The sequence below is a fragment of the Fluviibacterium sp. S390 genome (assembly GCF_049800695.1).
Lineage (GTDB): Bacteria > Pseudomonadota > Alphaproteobacteria > Rhodobacterales > Rhodobacteraceae > Meridianimarinicoccus.
Genome location: NZ_JBNAFN010000003.1, coordinates 119,340 through 135,667, shown reverse-complemented (window position 1 = coordinate 135,667; position 16,328 = coordinate 119,340). Strand labels below are relative to the sequence as shown.

16 protein-coding genes are annotated in these 16,328 nt (G+C 67.6%); 9 read left to right on the top strand and 7 right to left on the bottom strand.

From position 1 onward, the window contains the following. Window position 1: 1 nt before the first annotated feature. Together ACP15K_RS03920 and ACP15K_RS03915 are read right to left on the bottom strand one after the other, a co-directional pair. Entirely contained in the window at window positions 2-571 is a 570-nt protein-coding gene (locus tag ACP15K_RS03920; protein WP_424989859.1) for a hypothetical protein, read from the bottom strand. Beyond that, window positions 571-1,509: an aspartate carbamoyltransferase catalytic subunit gene (locus ACP15K_RS03915; protein WP_193140627.1), complete on the bottom strand. Its 939-nt coding sequence runs from the start codon at window positions 1,507-1,509 to the stop codon at window positions 571-573. Before ACP15K_RS03915 ends, ACP15K_RS03920 begins: the two co-directional genes overlap by 1 nt. A gap of 111 nt (window positions 1,510-1,620) precedes the next feature. On the opposite strand from ACP15K_RS03915, the gene ACP15K_RS03910 reads away from it, so the two are divergent. Continuing rightward, the gene (locus ACP15K_RS03910) at window positions 1,621-2,403 is read left to right on the top strand and encodes a uracil-DNA glycosylase (protein ID WP_424989858.1); all 783 of its coding nucleotides are present in this window, start codon (window positions 1,621-1,623) and stop codon (window positions 2,401-2,403) included. On the opposite strand, the gene ACP15K_RS03905 is transcribed toward ACP15K_RS03910, so the two are convergent. Beyond that, the gene (locus ACP15K_RS03905) at window positions 2,374-3,288 is read right to left on the bottom strand and encodes a DMT family transporter (RefSeq protein WP_424989857.1); all 915 of its coding nucleotides are present in this window, start codon (window positions 3,286-3,288) and stop codon (window positions 2,374-2,376) included. The two genes, ACP15K_RS03910 and ACP15K_RS03905, sit on opposite strands and share 30 nt — an antisense overlap. A 128-nt stretch (window positions 3,289-3,416) precedes the next feature. Here ACP15K_RS03905 and moaB point away from each other — a divergent pair, with 128 nt between their 5' ends. The 3 genes from moaB (at window position 3,417) to ACP15K_RS03890 (ending at window position 8,925) form a co-directional block, all read left to right on the top strand. Further along, entirely contained in the window at window positions 3,417-3,959 is a 543-nt protein-coding gene (gene moaB, locus ACP15K_RS03900; RefSeq protein ID WP_193140630.1) for a molybdenum cofactor biosynthesis protein B, read from the top strand. Between the two features lie 106 nt (window positions 3,960-4,065). Then, entirely contained in the window at window positions 4,066-5,523 is a 1,458-nt protein-coding gene (locus ACP15K_RS03895) for an efflux RND transporter periplasmic adaptor subunit (RefSeq protein WP_424989856.1), read from the top strand. Window positions 5,524-5,526: 3 nt separating this feature from the next. Beyond that, complete coding sequence (locus tag ACP15K_RS03890; RefSeq protein ID WP_424989855.1) at window positions 5,527-8,925, top strand: efflux RND transporter permease subunit; 3,399 nt, start codon at window positions 5,527-5,529, stop codon at window positions 8,923-8,925. Between the two features lie 4 nt (window positions 8,926-8,929). Here the strand turns inward: ACP15K_RS03890 and ACP15K_RS03885 are convergent, their stop codons facing one another. Beyond that, complete coding sequence (locus tag ACP15K_RS03885) at window positions 8,930-9,739, bottom strand: protein-disulfide reductase DsbD domain-containing protein (RefSeq protein ID WP_424989854.1); 810 nt, start codon at window positions 9,737-9,739, stop codon at window positions 8,930-8,932. Between the two features lie 136 nt (window positions 9,740-9,875). Here ACP15K_RS03885 and ACP15K_RS03880 point away from each other — a divergent pair, with 136 nt between their 5' ends. Then, window positions 9,876-10,433: a YqgE/AlgH family protein gene (locus ACP15K_RS03880; protein WP_424989904.1), complete on the top strand. Its 558-nt coding sequence runs from the start codon at window positions 9,876-9,878 to the stop codon at window positions 10,431-10,433. 87 nt (window positions 10,434-10,520) lie between these two features. Here the strand turns inward: ACP15K_RS03880 and ACP15K_RS03875 are convergent, their stop codons facing one another. Next, window positions 10,521-11,510 carry an L-threonylcarbamoyladenylate synthase gene (locus ACP15K_RS03875; protein WP_424989853.1) on the bottom strand — a complete coding sequence of 330 codons (990 nt, stop codon included), beginning with the start codon at window positions 11,508-11,510 and terminating at the stop codon, window positions 10,521-10,523. 77 nt (window positions 11,511-11,587) lie between these two features. Between ACP15K_RS03875 and ACP15K_RS03870 the strand changes: the two genes are divergently transcribed. The 4 genes from ACP15K_RS03870 (at window position 11,588) to ACP15K_RS03855 (ending at window position 15,190) form a co-directional block, all read left to right on the top strand. Then, window positions 11,588-13,300 (top strand): acyl-CoA dehydrogenase, encoded by a 1,713-nt coding sequence (locus ACP15K_RS03870; RefSeq protein ID WP_193140765.1) that lies wholly within the window; start codon window positions 11,588-11,590, stop codon window positions 13,298-13,300. Beyond that, window positions 13,297-14,340, top strand: a complete 1,044-nt coding sequence (locus ACP15K_RS03865) for an MBL fold metallo-hydrolase (RefSeq protein ID WP_424989852.1) — start codon at window positions 13,297-13,299, stop codon at window positions 14,338-14,340. The genes ACP15K_RS03870 and ACP15K_RS03865 overlap by 4 nt, the downstream gene beginning before the upstream one ends. An 80-nt stretch (window positions 14,341-14,420) precedes the next feature. Further along, window positions 14,421-14,555: an aa3-type cytochrome c oxidase subunit IV gene (locus ACP15K_RS03860; RefSeq protein ID WP_193140635.1), complete on the top strand. Its 135-nt coding sequence runs from the start codon at window positions 14,421-14,423 to the stop codon at window positions 14,553-14,555. 59 nt (window positions 14,556-14,614) lie between these two features. After that, window positions 14,615-15,190 carry a hypothetical protein gene (locus tag ACP15K_RS03855; protein ID WP_193140636.1) on the top strand — a complete coding sequence of 192 codons (576 nt, stop codon included), beginning with the start codon at window positions 14,615-14,617 and terminating at the stop codon, window positions 15,188-15,190. A gap of 58 nt (window positions 15,191-15,248) precedes the next feature. On the opposite strand, the gene ACP15K_RS03850 is transcribed toward ACP15K_RS03855, so the two are convergent. Together ACP15K_RS03850 and ACP15K_RS03845 are read right to left on the bottom strand one after the other, a co-directional pair. Next, complete coding sequence (locus tag ACP15K_RS03850; protein WP_193140637.1) at window positions 15,249-15,578, bottom strand: AzlD domain-containing protein; 330 nt, start codon at window positions 15,576-15,578, stop codon at window positions 15,249-15,251. Next, entirely contained in the window at window positions 15,575-16,306 is a 732-nt protein-coding gene (locus ACP15K_RS03845) for an AzlC family ABC transporter permease (protein ID WP_424989851.1), read from the bottom strand. The genes ACP15K_RS03850 and ACP15K_RS03845 overlap by 4 nt, the downstream gene beginning before the upstream one ends. Window positions 16,307-16,328 lie beyond the last annotated feature (22 nt).

Below are 16,328 nucleotides of genomic sequence, written 5' to 3'. Positions count from 1 at the left end.
GTCAGCCCCCCGCGCCCAGAAGTGCGACGGTCAGCACCAGCAGGCCAGCGGCCAGCAGGGCGGCCAGCATCCATTTGCCGGCGGGGGCCTTCTGTGGCGGCTGCACGGTCGTGGGCGGCGTGACCGCGACCGGGTCCACCTTGGCGCGCGCCAGCGGGCGCGCAGTGGCAGGCGCACGGGTGCTGTCCAGCATCAGCAGCGGCGTCAGGACGGGGCCGGGGCGCAGGGTGACGTCGCCGCCGTCGAAGGCGCGGGACTGAGCGATCAACAGGGTGCCGTCAAGGGTGGCCAGCCGGGCGGCTTCGGCATCCAGTTGATCACGGGGCACGTCGTGGCCTTCGACCAGATAGGCGTGCAGGCCAAGATCCCGAATGTCGGACAGGGGCAGCAGGGTCAGCCACCACGGATCGACCGAGGCCACGCCAAAGGCCTGTGCGGCCAGATCGGCGGCTTCGGGTGCCTCGGTGGCCAGCGCCGTGCGCAGGGCCGCGCCCTCGGCACTGTCGGTGTCCAGCCGGTACAGGCGCAGCACGCCGCTTTCATGGGGGGCGACGGTGGGGTCCAGATCCATCAGGCAGCCTCCGCTCGCAGGTTGCGGGCCAGCAGGTCCATCGCCGCCATGCGCACCGCGACGCCCATTTCCACCTGTTCCTGAATGACCGAGCGGTTGATGTCGTCGGCCAGCGTGCCGTCGATCTCGACCCCGCGATTCATCGGGCCGGGATGCATGACGATGGCGTCGGGCTTGGCATGGCCCAGCTTTTCGGCATCCAGCCCGTAGCGGTGATAGTATTCGCGCTCGGACGGAACGAAGCCGCCGTCCATGCGTTCCTTCTGAAGCCGCAGCATCATCACCACATCGCAGCCTGCGATGCCCTCGCGCATGTCGTCATAGACCTCGACCCCCAGGTCCTTCATCGGGCCGGGGATCAGCGTGGGCGGGCCCACAAGGCGGACGCGGTTTTCCATCTTGCCCAGCAGCAGGATGTTGGATCGCGCCACGCGGCTGTGGGCGATATCACCGCAGATGGCGATGTTCAGGCGGTGCAGGCGGCCCTTGGCGCGGCGGATGGTCAGCGCGTCCAGCAGCGCCTGGGTGGGGTGTTCGTGGCGTCCGTCGCCGGCGTTCAGCACCGCGCAATTGACCTTCTGGGCCAGCAGGTCCACGGCGCCCGAATGCGGGTGGCGCACCACCAGAAGGTCGGGATGCATGGCGTTCAGGGTCATCGCCGTGTCGATCAGGGTTTCGCCCTTCTTGATCGAACTGGCCTGCATCGCCATGTTCATCACGTCCGCGCCCAGCCGCTTGCCCGCCAGTTCGAAACTGGACTGCGTGCGCGTCGAGTTTTCGAAGAACATGTTGATCTGGGTCAGACCGGCCAGCACGTCGGAACGCTTCTGCGCCCGCCGGTTCAGGTCCACATAGCTGTCGGCCAGATCCAGAAGTGTCGTGATCTCGGTCGGGTGAAGCGGTTCAATGCCCAAGAGGTGCCGTCCGCGGTAGGTCATGCGCGCCCCGATCTGTCTGCGTGTCGCCGGGGTTATACGGGGGCGTGCCAAAGGCGGCAAGCGGCGCGGGCGCAATTGCGCGGGCCTTCGCGCGGCGATAGGGTCGCGGCCATGTATCACGGAACCGAAGCCGAAGCACTCAAGGCGCTGCTGGACTGGCAGGCCGAAATGGGCGCCGATCTTCCCATCGGGGAGGCGTCGGTGAACCGCTATGCCGATCCGGTGGCGCAGACGCCGCCCGCGCAGGCGGTTCCGGCGGCAACGGTGGCCGCACCGATGGCCGCCCCGCAGGTCGACCCGGTGGCCGAAGCGCAGGCGATGGCCGAGGCCGCAAACGATCTGCCCGCCCTGCGCGCGGCGATGGAGGCCTTTGCCCATTGCGACCTGAAGCTGGGCGCGACGCAACTGGTGTTTTCCGACGGGGTGCCCGGCGCGCGGGTGATGATCGTCGGCGAAGCGCCGGGGCGCGAGGAAGACCAGCAGGGCAAGCCCTTCGTGGGCCGCGCCGGGCAGCTTCTGGACCGGATGCTGGCCGCCATCGGGCTGGATCGGCGGGCCGAGGAACCGGACCGCGTGGTCTATATCTCGAACATCCTGCCATGGCGGCCGCCGCAGAATCGCACGCCGACACCCGAGGAAATCGCCATGCTGGGCCCGTTCATCCGCCGCCATGTGGACCTGGCCGCGCCCGAGGTTCTGGTGCTGATGGGCAATGTCGCCTGCCAGGGCATGCTGGGCAAGAAGGGCATCACCCGCCTGCGCGGCACCTGGGGCGAGGCCACCGGCCGTCCGGCCCTGCCGATGTTCCACCCGGCTTACCTGTTGCGCAACCCGGCCGCCAAGCGCGAGGCCTGGGCGGATCTGCTAGCGTTGCGCGGGCGCCTGAACGGCTGAGGTCCGCCCGCGCCGCTGTGCCACAAGCACGCCGCCAAAGACGCAGACCAGTCCGGCGATCTGCAGCGGGGTCACCGTCTCGCCCAGGATCAGTGCGCCCAGGATCATCGCGAAAACCGGGATCAGTTGCAGAAACACTCCCACCCGCGCCGGGCCCAGCACGCTGACCCCCCGGTTCCAGGAATACAGCGCCAGGATCGACGCCCCGATGGCGACGTAGGCCAGACCGAAGATCACCTCTCCTGACAGGGGGATCTGGTGGATCGGCGTGGGCGCGAAGGGGACAAGCATCAGCATCAGCAGGCTGCCCAGGGTCGCGAACAACCCCAGCGCCGACAGGGGCTTCAGCGGGATCTTGAAGCGCTGGTAGGCGACCGTATAGGCCGCCCAGGCCGTGGCCGCCCCCAGCAGGAACGCCGGACCGCGGATGCCGCTGACGCCCCCGACATCCCGACCGCTGAGCACCAGAAGCGCGCCCATAAAGGCCAGCGCGCTGCCCGCGATCTGGCCGCCGGTCAGGGCGGTGCCATCCCAGAACCGCGCCAACAGCAGGATCAGGATCGGCGCCAGCCCGGTGATGATCCCGGCCTCGGCCACGGTGGCGGTCTGCAAGCCCGCATAAAGAAGCGTGTTGAAACCGGTGATGGCCAAGGCCGACAGCGCCAGGATCTGCAACGGCTGCGCGCGCAGGGCCGCGGCAATCGCGCGCCGGTCGCGCAGCACCAGCGGCAACAGGATCAGCGCCGCCAGCAGCCAGCGCAGGAAGTTCAGGTTGATCGGGTCGATCACCTCGCGCAACGCCCGCGCGGTGATGAAATTCCCGGCCCACAGAAGCTGGGCCAGCGTGGCGAAAGCGGCGGCGACAAGCAGGGGGCGATTGGACATGGAGGCTCCGGGCAATGGCGCCGCGACCATGCCAGTGCGCACGGTGCGGGACCAGTGGAAAACACGCAGGCTTGCTGGACCTTGCGCCATGCCCCTGCTTAGGTGCGGCCAACGCAAGGAGACATCTCATGGCACGCATCGACGACAGCAAAGACTTCATCCCGGTCCGCATCGCGGTCCTGACCGTGTCCGACAGCCGGGCGATGGAAGACGACCGCTCGGGACAGGTGCTGGTGGACCGAATCGCAGCGGCTGGCCACCGGCTGGCCGACCGCAAGATCCTGCGAGACGAGCGCGCCGAGATCGCCGATCAGTTGCGCGCCTGGTGCGCCGACCCCGAAATCGACGTGGTGATTTCCACGGGCGGCACCGGTCTGACCGGCCGCGATGTGACGGTCGAGGCGCACCGCGATGTCTATGAAAAGGAAATCGAGGCGTTCGGCACGGTTTTCACCCTGCTGTCGATGGAAAAGATCGGCACATCGGCGGTGCAAAGCCGCGCCACCGGTGGTGTGGCGCAGGGCACCTATCTGTTTGCGTTGCCCGGCTCTCCGGGGGCATGCAAGGATGCCTGGGATGGAATTTTAAGCAACCAACTCGATTATCGGCACATGCCGTGCAATTTCGTGGAAATTTTTCCGCGTCTGGACGAACATTTGCGACGGAAGTAGCCGCGTGATCCGTTCAAGACACTGAAACTTGGATGCGCGGCCCGCGCGGACTAGATTTGACAGGGGTTCGGGAAAGCCGGACCCGATGTGATGAGGACGTCACCTGATGCTGTTCCTGCGGCGCGCCCTGACCGGCGTTTTGCTCTTTGCACTGACCTTCGGGGCGCTCGGCTGGGCCGGGACCTCGGTCTATCGGGCTGTGCAGGCGATGTTGGCCGAAGAGGACCGTCAGCGCCCCGCGCGTGAGGTCGTGCTGGCGGTGAACGTGGTGACCGTGACGCCCGAGCGCGTGGTGCCGGTGATGGATGTGTTCGGTGAAATCCGCTCGCATCGCATTCTCGAGGTGCGCGCCACCAGCACTGGCAAGCTGGTCGAACTGTCGCCCGATTTCCGCGATGGCGGCGAAGTGGCCGAAGGCGATCAACTGGCCCTGATCGATCCGGCCAAGGCCAAGGCCGACCTGGCGCTGGCCCGCGCCGATCTGGCCGAGGCCGAGGCCGATCTGCGCGATTCCCGGCGCGCGCTGGAACTGGCCCAGGATGAACTGGGCGTGGCCATCGAACAGGCCGATCTGCGGGCGCAGGCGCTGTCGCGGCAGAATGACCTTTCGGATCGCGGGGTCGGCAGTGTCTCTGCCGTGGAAACCGCCGCCCTGGCCGCTGCGCAGGCGCGGCAATCGGTGGTGTCGCGGCGGCAGGCCGTGGCCACGGCCGAAACCCGCATCGAACAGGCGGCGGCCAAGCGTGACCGCTCCCGCATCGCCATGGAGGAAGCCCAGCGGCTGCTGGACGAAAAAAGCATCCGCGCCAAGTTCACCGGTACCTTGTCGGATGTCACGGTGGTCGAGGGCGGGCTGGTCTCGGCCAATGAGCGCATGGCACGGCTGGTCGATCCTTCCGCCCTTGAGGTGGCCTTTCGCCTGTCCACCGCCCAATACGCCCGTCTTCTGGATGACAGCGGCGGCCTGCGCCGCGCCCCGATCGAGGTGCGGATGGATGTGGCCGGTCTGAACCTGCGTGCCGAGGGCGCCATCGAGCGGGTCAGCGCCGAGGTCGGCGAGGGTCAGTCCGGGCGCGAGGTCTTTGCCCGGCTCAGCACGTCCGTGGGCTTTCGCCCCGGCGATATCGTCACCGTGCAGATCCGCGAGGCGCCCATCGGTGGTGTCGCCCGTCTGCCGGCCCGCGCCCTTGGCAGCGACGGCGCGGTGCTGGTGGTGGGCGACGATGACCGGCTGCAGGCGCATCAGGTGGAACTGATCCGGCGGCAAGGCGACACGGTTCTGGTCCGTGCGCCCGATCTAGTCGGAGCCGAGGTGGTGGCGCAACGCATCCCGTCGCTGGGCACCGGTCTGAAGGTCCGGCCGATCCGTCCCGAAGGCACCGAAGCGCCCGAGCCCGAACCAATGGTCACCCTGACCCCCGAACATCGCGCCCGCCTGATCGCCGCGGTGCAGGGCAACAACCGGATGCCGGCCGAGGCGCGCGACCGGGTACTGTCGATCCTTGCGCAGGACGAGGTGCCCGCCCGCGTTGTCGAACGCATCGAAGAGCGGATGGGAGGCTAGGCCATGCACCTGCCCCAACTGCCCTCCGGTGACGCGATGCGCGGCGGCATCATCGCCTATTTCACCCGCCACGGCACCGCCGCCAACCTGCTGCTGGTGATCCTTGTAGTGCTGGGGCTGGCCGCCGCCCCCCAGATGCGCGCCCAGTTCTTTCCCGACGTGGTTCTGGAAGAAATCAACATCCGTGTCGATTGGGACGGGGCCGGACCCGAGGACGTGGACCGCGCCATCATCGGCCCGCTGCTGCCGGCGGTGCGCGACGTGGATGGCGCCGTGGAGACCACCGCCAATTCCCGCGAAGGCCGCGCCACCCTGTCGATGGAGTTCGAACCCGGCTGGGACATGGCGCAGGCGCAGGCGGATGTGGAAACCGCCGTCGCCTCGGTCATCGACCTGCCCGACGATTCCGATCCGCCCGAGGTCACCCGGCGGGCGTGGCGCGACCGGGTGACGGATGTGGTGATCACCGGCCCCGTCGGGGTCGAGCAACTGGCGCGGTTCGCCGACGACCTGACCCTGCGCCTGTTCGAGGCCGGGGTGACCCGCACCACCCTGCGCGGCGTCGCCGCGCCCGAGATCGTGGTCATCGTCGAAACCCGCGACCTGATCCGGCATGACACCTCGCTGGCCGAGATCGCCGCCGCAATCGGCGCCGAGGCCGCCGCCGAACCCGCCGGCGACGTCGATGCCGCCAATGCCCGTCTGCGCAGCGGCACCGAGCGGCGCAGCGCCGATGAAATTGCCACCATCGCCCTGCGCTCCGAACCCGATGGCACCACGCTGACCATCGGCGATATCGCCCGCCTTGAAACCGGCGGCGTGGATCGCGAACAGGCCTACTACGTGGGCGTCAATCCGGCGATATCGCTGCGCGTCGACCGTTCAGCCCAGGGCGACGCCATCAAGCTGCAGAACACCGTCGAGGAGGTGGCGCGCGAGATGGAGCTGGACCTGCCCGCCGGCGTCCACATCGACCTGATCCGCACCCGGTCCGAGGCCATCACCGGGCGTCTGAACATCCTGTTCACCAACGGGCTGACCGGGCTGGCGCTGGTGGTGGGGCTGCTGTTCCTGTTCCTCAACGCCCGCACCGCGCTGTGGGTGGCCGCCGGGATCCCGGTGGCGATGCTGACGGCGGTGGCGATCATGTACGCGGGCGGGGTGTCGCTGAACATGATCTCGCTGTTCGGGCTGATCATCACCCTCGGGATCGTGGTGGACGATGCCATCGTCGTGGGCGAGCACGCCGATTTTCGCGCCCGGCGGCTGGGCGAAAGCCCCGAGGACGCCGCCATCAACGCCGCCCGCCGCATGGCGCTGCCGGTGTTTTCGGCCACCATCACCACGATCATCGCCTTCTGGGCCCTGACTACCATCGGCGGCCGGTTCGGAGAGTTGATCCGCGACATTCCGATCACCGTGGTGGCGGTGCTGGCGGCCTCGCTGGTGGAATGCTTCCTGATCCTGCCGCACCACATGCGCCACGCGCTGATGCACACCGCGCAGGACCATTGGTACGACTGGCCCAGCCGAAAGTTCAATGAAGGCTTCCGCTGGCTGCGCGAGCATCTGTTCCGCCCGCTGATCGGGCTGGTCATCACCGCCCGCTACCCGGTGATTGCCGGGGTGCTGCTGATCCTGTCCACGCAGGTGGTGCTGTTCCTGGACGGCAAGGTGACCTGGCGGTTCTTCAATGCGCCGGAACAGGGTTCGGTCACCGGCAATTTCGCCATGGCCGAAGGCGCCACCCGCGAAGACACCTTTGCCCAGATGGTCGAGATGCAGCGCGCCGCCGAAGTGGTGGCCGAGCGTCTGGAAGCCGAACATGGCGCCAACCCGCTGGCCTATGTGCTGGCGCAACTGGGCGGCACCACCGGGCGCGGCATCGCCTCGGCCGAGAACAAGGACAACGATCTGCTGGGATCGCTGGCCATCGACCTGATCGACGCCGACCTGCGCCCCTATTCCGCCTTCGCCTTCGTCGCTGCCCTGCAGGAAGAAACCCGCCGCCTGCCGCAGACCGAGGAAATCAGCTTTCGCGGCTGGCGTTCCGGCCCCGGCGGCGATGCGCTGGACGTGCGCTTGTACGGCTCTGATCCGCGCCGCCTGAAGGAGGCCGCCGAAGCGCTGAAACGCGAGGTGGTGATCTATCCCGAGGTCTCGGCGGTGCAGGACAGCATGTCGTGGGACAAGGACGAGATCATCCTCGACCTGACCCCGCAGGCCCGCGTTCTGGGCTTCACCATCGACGATGTCGGCCGGGTCCTGCGCCAGCGCCTGAACGGGATCGAGGCCGCGCGCTTCCCCGATGGCATCCGCACCGCCACGATCCGGGTCGAGGTCGCCGAGGAAGAACAGACCGCCGACTACCTGCAAAGCCTGCTGCTGCGCGCGCCGTCGGGGCAATACGTGCCGCTGGCCGATCTGGTCACCGTGCGGCAAGAGCCGGGGTTCTCGACCATCACCCGCAAGAACGGGGTGCAGACCATCACCGTCAGCGGCGATATTTCAGACGATGACGCCGCCCGCGCCGAGGAAATCCTCGAGACCCTGCGCGCCGAGATCCTGCCCAGGATCGAGGCCGAGTATCAGGTCAGCTGGCGCTTGTCCGGGTTGGCCGAACAGGAAAACGAATTCCTGTCCGATGCCTCGGTCGGCTTCACCCTGTGCCTGCTGGGGATCTATCTGACGCTGGCCTGGATCTTTGCCAGTTGGGCGCGGCCGCTGGTCATCATGGCGATCATTCCCTTCGGCCTGGTCGGCACGATCTGGGGCCACTACATCTGGGATGTGCCACTGTCGATGTTCTCGGTGGTCGGGCTGATCGGCATGACCGGGATCATCATCAACGATTCCATCGTGCTGATCACCACCGTGGACGACTACGGCAAGACGCGCGGCCTGCGTCCGGCCATCGTCGATGCGGTCTGCGATCGTCTGCGCCCGGTGCTGTTGACCACGCTGACCACGGTGCTGGGACTGGCGCCGCTGCTGTACGAACGTTCGGTGCAGGCGCTGTTCCTGAAGCCCACGGTGATCACGCTGGTCTACGGGCTGGGCTTCGGGGTGGTGATGGTGCTGTTCGTGGTGCCGGCGCTGCTGGCGGCGGGGCAGGACTTCTCGCAAAGCCTGCGGGCCGGGCGGCGCGCGCTGCGGGCCGGGCGACGGGGCGGGGTGGCCGCCTGGGCCTCGGCGGCTCTGGCCGCGGCTCTGGCGGGTTGGTTTGCGGTGACGCTGGGCGCGCAGATCGTGACCGGGACCATGCTGCTGCCGCTGGGACCGCTGCCCCAGACCGGCGCCATCGGCCTGGCCTTCGCGATCTTCGCCGCGGGCGCTGTTCTGGTGACGGTGCTGGTCTACGTGATCGCCGCGACCTTGCAGATGCGGCGCCGGGCGGCCTGACCGCTCAGGAAGCGGAGCAGCCCTTCATCTCGACCGCGCGGGTCTGGCCCAGCACGGTCACCCGCAGGTCTGTCCGGCTGAAGGCAAAGGGCTGGGCCTCGGGCGGCACCAGCTCGGCGGTGGCCACAAGAATGTGACCCTCCCGTGAACTCACGGGCGCAGAAATCCACAGGTCCTGCCGTCCGGTTTCAAACACCACCCGCTCGGTCGTGCCCTGCGAGGGCACGGCGATTCGCGCGGTCAGTTGCAAGCCATCGGCGATGGGTTTCACCCGGCAGGACACCGTGCGCGGCCCGTCCACCCGGTCGGGTTGCGCGGCCAGCGCGCCGCGAATGGCGCCCTCATGGCCCCGGTCGCCCTGGCCGACGGTGCCGCCAAACACCGCGTCCACCGGCACGCAGACATCACGGCAGACACCGACCGAGGCCAGCCCGTCCAGCCGTACCGGGGCCGAGGCATCGCGCGGGAACAGCTCCACCGGCAAGACGAATTCATCCTTGTAGCCAAGGGTTTCGGCACCGGCGTCCTGGAAAATCTCGGGCCGGGGCCAATAAACCTGCACCGCCTTCAGATTGTCGGACGCGCCCCAGTCGAACTGCGGAGGAATGCCGCTGTCGCCGGGATTGCGCCAATAGGTCTTCCACCCGGCGTCCAGCGTGATCCGCAGCCCGGCCATCACGGTGCCGCGCTCGGTCTGCCAGCCATCCAGAACGGTGATCCCGATCAGGTCGCCCATCTCCTGAGCCGCGACAGTTGACGCCCCGGCACAAAGGGCAAGGGCAGAGGTTGCAAGCAGGGTGCGAAGTGATGTCATGAGACCGGCTTGACATGCCCCGATCCCCGAGAAAAGTCACAATACGGAGAGTATCTTACCAAGGTGTCGCGCCCCCTTGAAGAAGGGGTGGTGTTTGCCCCATCCTTGAAGGATGACACAGGGTGATGACACAGCGATGGATCTCAGCGGCAAATTGCTGATCGCCATGCCGGGCATGGCCGACCCGCGCTTCCAGAAAAGCGTGATCTTCCTGTGCGCGCATTCGGACGAGGGCGCCATGGGGCTGGTGATCAACCACCCCGCGCGGGAATTGTCCTTTCCGCTGCTGCTCGAGCAACTGTCGATCGACCCCGGCGCGGATCAGGGGTCGATGCCCGTGGTCTACCTGGGCGGGCCGGTGGAGCACGCGCGGGGCTTCGTGCTGCACTCGGCGGACTATCACGGCGCGGCGGGCACCCTGCAGGTCGACGCCCGCTTCGGGATGACCGCGACGCAGGACATTCTCGAGGACATTGCGCGCGGCAGCGGCCCGCACGCCTGCCTGCTGGCGCTGGGGTACTCCGGCTGGGGGCCGGGGCAGATCGAAACCGAATTGCAGGAAAACGCCTGGCTTGTGGGCGAGGCCAACGAGCAGATCGTGTTTTCTGCCGACAGCGACGCCAAATGGACAGCCGCCCTCGCCCTCATGGGCATCGATCCGCTGACCCTTTCCGGCGCCGCCGGGCGCGCCTGAGCCGATACCCCCATTTCTTTTTGGCAAAAATACTCATCTAACCGCGCCACAATTCCCTCCCGCCAGACCCGGCATGACCCGCGCCGGTCACGCGCGCGGCGCGGCGGCCCGCGTCAACCGATCATTGATGGCCGTTCCCAGCCCATGGTCGGGGATCGGCGAGACCGCGATGGTGGTGACCTCGGGCGTGTCCAGTTTATGCAGCATGGCAAACAGGTTGGCCGTCGCTTCCACCAGATCGGCGTTGCGCGACAGGTTCAGCACGGCACCCTCCACCGGGCCGAAGCCCAGCAGCGTTTCCCCCGTACGCGGCGCTTGTGCATTCAGGCGCAGGCGGGCGTTCGGGGCATAGTGCGATGTCAGCTGTCCGGGGGCCGAGGGCCGGTCGGGCTGATGGTCTGGCAACCGGGCCAAGGGCGCACCAAGGGCCGCTTCCAAAACCTCGGCGGGCAGGCCGCCGGGTCTGAGCAGCATCGGCGGTCCGGTCACGTCCAGAATGGTGCTTTCCACCCCCACCGCGCAGGCGCCGCCGTCCAGCACGGCATCGATGCGCCCCTCCAGCCCCTGCATCACATGGGCGGCGTGGGTCGGGCTGATCCGGCCCGAGGGGTTGGCCGAAGGCGCGGCCACCGGAATCGCCGCCGCGCGCAGCAATTCCTGCGCAAGGGGCGCGGCCGGCACCCGCACGGCCACGGTCTCCAACCCGGCAGTGACCAGCCGCGACAACCCGCTTGCGGGGGTAACCGGCAGCACCAGTGTCAGCGGACCGGGCCAGAAGGCGGCGGCAAGGGCTTCCGCGGCGGGGCCGACCTGGGCGATGGTTCGGACCGCGTCCAGATCCGGCAGATGCACGATCAACGGGTTGAAGGATGGCCGCGCCTTGGCGGCATAGATCCCGGCCACCGCCGCATCGTCGCGCGCATCCGCGCCCAGCCCGTAGACCGTCTCGGTCGGGAAGGCGACGAGGCTGCCCGCACGCAACAGCGCGGCGGCCACGTTGATCCCCTCGGCATCCGGCGCCAGCATCCGGGTCTTGCGGTCAGGCGATTGTGACGCCGCGTCTTGATTGTGTGCCATGATCGCTTGATTAGTCTGGTGCCGGGACGGGCACAACAGGCCCGCTTTGTGCCGTTGCGCCTTTTGAGAGGAAGATGATGCCCTATACCGCCCCCGTGTCGGAGTTCAAGTTCACGCTGGATCACGTGGTGGATCTGGCTCAGGTCGCGGCCACCGACCGGTTTTCCGAGGCCACGGCGGATGTTTGCGAGGCGATCCTGACCGAGGCCGGGCGGCTTTGCGCTGACATCATGGCGCCGCTGAACCGGGCCGGCGACCTGACCCCCGCGCGGCTGGAAAACGGCGTGGTGCGGACCTCTCCGGGCTTTGCCGAAGGCTACAGGGCGATTGCCGAGGGCGGCTGGGTCGGCATCTCGGCCAGCCCCGAACATGGCGGCATGGGGCTGCCCTTTGCCCTGTCGGTGGCGCTGAACGACATGATGTCGGGGGCCTGCCTGTCGCTGCAACTGTGTCCGCTGCTCAGCCAGGGCCAGATCGAGGCGCTGGAAGCCCATGCCAGCGACGACTTGAAGGCGCTCTACCTGCCCAAGCTGATCTCGGGCGAATGGACCGGCACCATGAACCTGACCGAACCGCAGGCCGGGTCGGACGTGGGCGCGCTCAGTTCCAAGGCCGCGGACAACGGCGACGGCACCCATGCGATCACCGGTCAGAAGATCTTCATCTCGTGGGGCGATCACGACGTGGCCGAGAACGTCTGCCATCTGGTGCTGGCGCGGTTGCCCGACGGCAAGCCCGGCACCAAGGGGCTGAGCCTGTTCCTGGTGCCCAAGTTCATCCCCGACGAAGCCGGCAAACCCGGCGTGGCCAACAGCCTGAGCGTGGTCAGCCTTGAACACAAGATGGGCCTGCACGGCTCGCCCACCGCGGTGATGCAGTTCGATGGGGCCACGGGCTGGCTGGTCGGTGCCCCGCACGGCGGCATCGCGGCCATGTTCACCATGATGAACAACGCCCGCCTGAACGTCGGGGCGCAGGGTGTGGGAACCGCCGAAGGCGCCTATCAGCACGCGCTGGCCTATGCGCTGGAACGCAAGCAGGGCCGCACCCCCACCGGGCACCCCACCATCGTCGATCATGCGGATGTGCGGCGGATGCTGACAGCGATGAAGGCCGATATCTTTGCCGCGCGCGCCATCGAACTGGCCTGCGCCGTGGCCATCGACATGGAAACCGCCACAGGCTCGGCCGACTGGTCGGCGCGTGCCGCTTTCCTGACCCCCATCGCCAAGGCCTTCGGGACAGACGTTGGCATCGAGGTGTCCCGCGAAGGCGTGCAGGTGCATGGCGGCATGGGCGTGATCGAGGAAACCGGGGCGGCGCAATTCAGCCGTGACGTGCGCGTCACCGCCATCTACGAGGGCACCAACGGCATCCAGGCCATGGATCTGGTCGGCCGCAAGTTGATGGACGGGGGCGAGGCCGCCTATCGCCTGCTGGAAGAGATCGAAACCCAGGCCGAATCCGCCCGCACCCGCCTTCCGGACCTGGCCGACGCGGTCTGGAATGCCTCGGAAAGCCTGCGCGAAACCACCGAGTGGCTGGTCGGCCAGTCCGACGCCAATCAGCGGTTCGCCGGGGCGGTGGCCTATCTGCGGGCCTTTGCCCGCGTACTGGGCGCGCATTATCATCTGAAGGCGGCGCTGGCCGAGGGCGGCGACGGTCCGCGCACGGCCTTGGCGCGGATCTACATGGGACGGCTGTTGCCGGAATACCTGGGCCTGCTGGAGGAAGTGCGGGTCGGTGCCGATGACCTCTATGCGCTCAGCCTGGAAGATCTGGGCACGTGACCGCGTCGATCCGCCCCGGGATCGTGACACCCTTCCCCGAGGCCCCCGGGCCGGGAGAGGTGATCGCGGTGGCCGAGGGCGTGCTCTGGGCGCGGCTGCCGCTGCCCATGGCGCTGGATCACGTCAATATCTACCTGTTCGAAGACGCGGACGGCTGGACCGCAATTGACACCGGCATTGGCACCAAACGGTCGAAAGCGGCCTGGACGGCGCTGCTGGACGGGCCGCTGGCGGGCAAGCCGGTGGTAAGAGTCATCGTCACCCACCATCATCCCGATCACGTCGGGCTGGCGGGTTGGTTCCAGACAGACCACGGGGCCGAGTTGATCTGCACCCGCACCGCGTGGCTGTTCGCGCGGATGCTGACGCTGGATGAACAGCCCCAGGTGGCCCCCGAAACCGAAGCCTTCTGGCGCAGCGCCGGCATGGCGCCGGATATTCTGGAACAGCGCCTGTCCGAACGTCCCTTCAATTTTGCCGATGTGGTGACGCCCTTGCCGCTGGGCTTCACGCGAGTCGCCGAAGGGGATGTGATCCGCTTCGGGGGGCGCGCCTGGGACGTGCGCATCGGCAATGGCCATGCGCCCGAACAGGCCACGCTCTGGAGCCGGGACGATGATCTGGTGCTGGGCGCCGACCAGCTTCTGCCGTCGATCTCGCCCAATATCGGTGTCTACGCGACCGAGCCCGAGGCCGATCCGCTGAGCGATTGGTTCGACAGCTGCCAACGCTTTGCGGACCTTGCCGAGGATCGCCATTTCGTGCTGCCGGGGCACAAGCTGCCCTTCACCGGCCTGCCGCTGCGGATGCGCCAGCTTGAAGACAATCATCATGGTGCGCTGGCGCGGTTGCGTGCCCATCTGGCCACGCCGCAGACCGCCGGGGACTGCTTTTTGCCACTGTTCAAGCGCGAAATCGGCGGTAGCGCCTATGGATTGGCATTGGTCGAGGCGGTGGCGCATCTGAACCACCTGTTGAAACGTGGCGAGCTGCGACGCTGGCGTCGGGACGACGGCGCGTGGCTGTGGCAGGCACTGTGACATTTTGTGCGCGGAATCAGGGGCGTGACACGCCTCTCTGGCTGCGCTAAAGCGGTTCGGGCGTAAAAGGGAGATCACCTATGTCTGATTACAAGCACGGCGAGATGGACATCAGTGTCCAGGAAAAGACCTTCGAGGGCTTCACCAAGACTGTGGCCTACGGGGCCGTGGTCTGCATCTGCATTCTGATCTTCATGGGTCTGGTCAACGGCTGATCCGACCCGGGCGCGCCGAGATGCGGTTATCTTCAGTCTTGTGTCGCGCCCTCGTTCTGATGGCGGGATTGGTTGTTCTTGGTGCCTGCGCGCAGCCGACGCCGCAGGCGGGCCCTGTCGAGATCGCGCAGGCCCGCTATGTGTCCAGCGCGCCGCCGTCGCTGACGCTGGTCACCTCGATCCGCAACGCCGATGACAGCGGCGCCCATTCGGCGCTGATCATCAACGGGCCGGAACGGGTGGTCTTCAACCCCGCTGGAAGCTGGCGGCATCCGCTGGCGCCCGAGCGCGGTGATGTCCATTACGGGTTCACCCCCGGCATGGAAAACTGGTTCTTCAACTATCACGCGCGGATCACCTATCGCATCAAGGCCCAGACCCTTGAGGTGCCGCCCGAAGTCGCCGCGCAGGCGCTGGCGCTGGTGCAGCAGGTGGGTTCGGTCGGGCCGGCGCGCTGTACCCTGTCGATCACAGGCGTGCTGCGGCAACTGCCCGGCTTCGAGGATTTCCCGATGACCTGGCGGCCGCGCAAGGCCGAGCGGTCGTTCGATGCCTATCCCGGTGTTGTTACGCGGCTGTACGTGGATGACAGCCCCGACGACTGGTCGGACCTGGACCTGGAATTCAACGACTAGACCTGTTGCGGGGCGGGGGATCGCCTCCGGCGGGAGTATTTGTCCCAAGAAGAACGGGTCAGGGGATCAGGGCCAGAAGCGCGAAGAGCGTGACCATACCCACCAGCACCGAAGCCACGACGTTGCGCGTATAGAGGCCGACGCCAAGGGTGACCGCGGCGGCGGCCAGGCGGGCCGGATCCAGTGTGCCGCCGGTGGCCTCGGGCCACAGGATCAGCGGCGCCACGAGGCCCGGCATCACCGCCACCGGCGTGTAGCGCAGCAGGCGCAACAGCCAGTTCGGCAGCGGGCGATCGCCCACCAGTCCCAGAAACGAGAAGCGGATCAGGAAGGTGCCGATCCCGAGGCCGACGATCACGGCCCAGACGGTGGCATCGGATTGGGTCATGCGCGACGCTCCATCCAGATCTCGCAGGCCGCCCCGGCGGCCATGGCCAGCACGGCGGCCACGATCAGGCCCAGGCTGTAGGGGATCCAGCTGAAGGCCAGCGCCATGCAGGTGGACGTGAGGGCTGCCACCACATGCGGCAGGGTTTTCAGCGCCGGGGCAATCAGGGCCAGGAAGGTGATGGGCACCGCGAAATCCAGCGGCAGCCCCGGCGGGATCGCGGCGCCCAGGACCGCGCCCAGCAGCGTCGCGGCGTACCAGGGAATGGCGATCATCGTGAAGGCGCCGAGGATATAGGCGACGCGGTCGCTGACGGTCATTGCCGGCGGGCTTTCGAAGCGCGCGATTGACACCGCATAGGTCTGGTCAACCAGACCGTAGCAGATGAGCAGCCGCTGCCACAGCGGCGCCGCACCGAGGTAGGGCACAAGCGAGGCCGAGTACATTGCCATCCGCAGGTTGACGGCCAGCGCGGTCAGCAGCGCGATCACCGTCGGCGCATCTTCGACCATCAGTTGCACGGCTGTGAACTGCGCAGCGCCGGCGATCACCAGCATGGAGAACCCCATGACCTGCGCCAGATTCAGGCCGGCCTCGGTGCCGACCACGCCAAAGAGCAAGGCGAAGGGGATGATGACCAGCAGGAACGGGGCGCCGGCCACCGCACCTTTGCCGAAACTGCCTGCGATGACACCGCCTTGGGATGAATTCGCGCTGGAACCTGTCACGGCGACTCCTTAACGTCCTGTG

What these genes read in the sequence shown, in the direction of transcription:
- ACP15K_RS03880 (WP_424989904.1), top strand. Translation starts at nt 9,876, where the DNA reads ATGGATCTCAGCGGCAAATTGCTGATCGCCATGCCGGGCATGGCCGAC.
- ACP15K_RS03915 (WP_193140627.1), bottom strand. Translation starts at nt 1,509, where the DNA reads ATGACCTACCGCGGACGGCACCTCTTGGGCATTGAACCGCTTCACCCG.
- ACP15K_RS03870 (WP_193140765.1), top strand. Translation starts at nt 11,588, where the DNA reads ATGCCCTATACCGCCCCCGTGTCGGAGTTCAAGTTCACGCTGGATCAC.
- ACP15K_RS03890 (WP_424989855.1), top strand. Translation starts at nt 5,527, where the DNA reads ATGCACCTGCCCCAACTGCCCTCCGGTGACGCGATGCGCGGCGGCATC.
- ACP15K_RS03895 (WP_424989856.1), top strand. Translation starts at nt 4,066, where the DNA reads ATGCTGTTCCTGCGGCGCGCCCTGACCGGCGTTTTGCTCTTTGCACTG.
- ACP15K_RS03910 (WP_424989858.1), top strand. Translation starts at nt 1,621, where the DNA reads ATGTATCACGGAACCGAAGCCGAAGCACTCAAGGCGCTGCTGGACTGG.
- ACP15K_RS03855 (WP_193140636.1), top strand. Translation starts at nt 14,615, where the DNA reads ATGGCGGGATTGGTTGTTCTTGGTGCCTGCGCGCAGCCGACGCCGCAG.
- ACP15K_RS03885 (WP_424989854.1), bottom strand. Translation starts at nt 9,739, where the DNA reads ATGACATCACTTCGCACCCTGCTTGCAACCTCTGCCCTTGCCCTTTGT.
- ACP15K_RS03905 (WP_424989857.1), bottom strand. Translation starts at nt 3,288, where the DNA reads ATGTCCAATCGCCCCCTGCTTGTCGCCGCCGCTTTCGCCACGCTGGCC.
- moaB (WP_193140630.1), top strand. Translation starts at nt 3,417, where the DNA reads ATGGCACGCATCGACGACAGCAAAGACTTCATCCCGGTCCGCATCGCG.
- ACP15K_RS03920 (WP_424989859.1), bottom strand. Translation starts at nt 571, where the DNA reads ATGGATCTGGACCCCACCGTCGCCCCCCATGAAAGCGGCGTGCTGCGC.
- ACP15K_RS03860 (WP_193140635.1), top strand. Translation starts at nt 14,421, where the DNA reads ATGTCTGATTACAAGCACGGCGAGATGGACATCAGTGTCCAGGAAAAG.
- ACP15K_RS03875 (WP_424989853.1), bottom strand. Translation starts at nt 11,510, where the DNA reads ATGGCACACAATCAAGACGCGGCGTCACAATCGCCTGACCGCAAGACC.
- ACP15K_RS03850 (WP_193140637.1), bottom strand. Translation starts at nt 15,578, where the DNA reads ATGACCCAATCCGATGCCACCGTCTGGGCCGTGATCGTCGGCCTCGGG.